This window comes from Cupriavidus sp. SHE (assembly GCF_000812445.1).
Classification (GTDB): domain Bacteria; phylum Pseudomonadota; class Gammaproteobacteria; order Burkholderiales; family Burkholderiaceae; genus Cupriavidus; species Cupriavidus metallidurans.
The window spans coordinates 1-1,099 of record NZ_JWMB01000098.1 but is presented as its reverse complement, the minus strand read 5'-3'; the positions used below and the strand labels follow the sequence as shown (position 1 = coordinate 1,099).

The window sequence follows — 1,099 nt, the reverse complement described above, 5'->3', positions numbered from 1 at the left end:
CCATGACGTTCGAGAAAAACTGGTCCGCAGCTCAGCAACACCGGGCTGCCTAATTCCCTCGGTTATGGGATTCGTGGAACAGGGGCAAGGTCACGCAAGCGGGGAAAGTTACGCTTAAGCACGGTCCAATCGAGAATCTGGGTATGCCCGGAATGACGATGGCGTTTCCGGTCAAAGATCGCAGCTGGCTTACAAAATTCAAAGTGGGTGACGCGGTGTCGGTGACCTTCGACAAGGTGGACGGTACAGCGACTGTTGTCGACATGCAGCGCAAGTAGCCTTCCAACCCAAGGCGCACGGTTGCTTCCACCGGCCGTGCACTTCCATCTGGCATGGCCCGTTAATATCTAGCTATTCGATTCGGGTTGCCATTGCACAGAGTTCCCGATCGGCCAAAACTCAATTAAATACTGTCGTGCACCGCCCCCCTTTAGAGTTGCCACATGACGTTGCGGTTGTCGTCCTCTTCGCGTTGGCCGCCATCTTGGCTATGCTTGGACTCTTCGCCTGGTATGTGATGCGCCGGTATGGTGCCGCCTCGCGAACGCGCAACCCCAGCAACACAACGCGCAAGCGTAATAAGAAGATAAAGAGACGAAAATAGACACGGCAGCCTTGGAATCCCTATCGTACGCGGGCATCGCGGGCGATTTCATATGCCGATTATGCCAATGATTGCGTCAGCCTCATCTGTGGACCGAGTTCTTCAGAATGCCACTTTTTTCGGTTTCCCCAGCAGGTACTTGTGGGAGTGCGTGCGAAACAATCAATGTTGCCCTGAGTCATGGACCTTCTCTGCGGAGCTTCTCTTATTCGCTGTTCCTGATGGGGCGGATGCCTGCGCCGCGGGCTGACGGGAGCCCGCCTCACCGGGCCCCGCGAACTCACCACCGAAATACTCATCGTTGTCGCTAGACGACCGATCGAACAAGTTCCGGTACTGAGTGGACGTCAAGGCGGGAAGCTTCTGGAGAAACGCGACGAGATCCCAGATTGTCTCGTCGTCGTGATCATCGCCCCATGCTGGCATGCCGGTCATCTTCAAGCCGTGTTTGATCACTACAAAGGCGTGCTTGGGATCGACCCTGCTCTGATCCAG

1 protein-coding gene and 1 pseudogene are annotated in these 1,099 nt (G+C 55.8%); one reads left to right on the top strand and one right to left on the bottom strand.

The features are described 5' to 3' along the window. Nucleotides 1-98: 98 nt before the first annotated feature. Nucleotides 99-278: pseudogene (locus tag RN01_RS31425) on the top strand (copper-binding protein); the annotation flags it as partial. A 488-nt stretch (nt 279-766) separates the two neighbouring features. Here the strand turns inward: RN01_RS31425 and RN01_RS32680 are convergent. Continuing rightward, nucleotides 767-1,099 (bottom strand): cytochrome c (locus RN01_RS32680; RefSeq protein WP_197067591.1); only part of this gene is annotated, 333 nt, incomplete at its 5' end.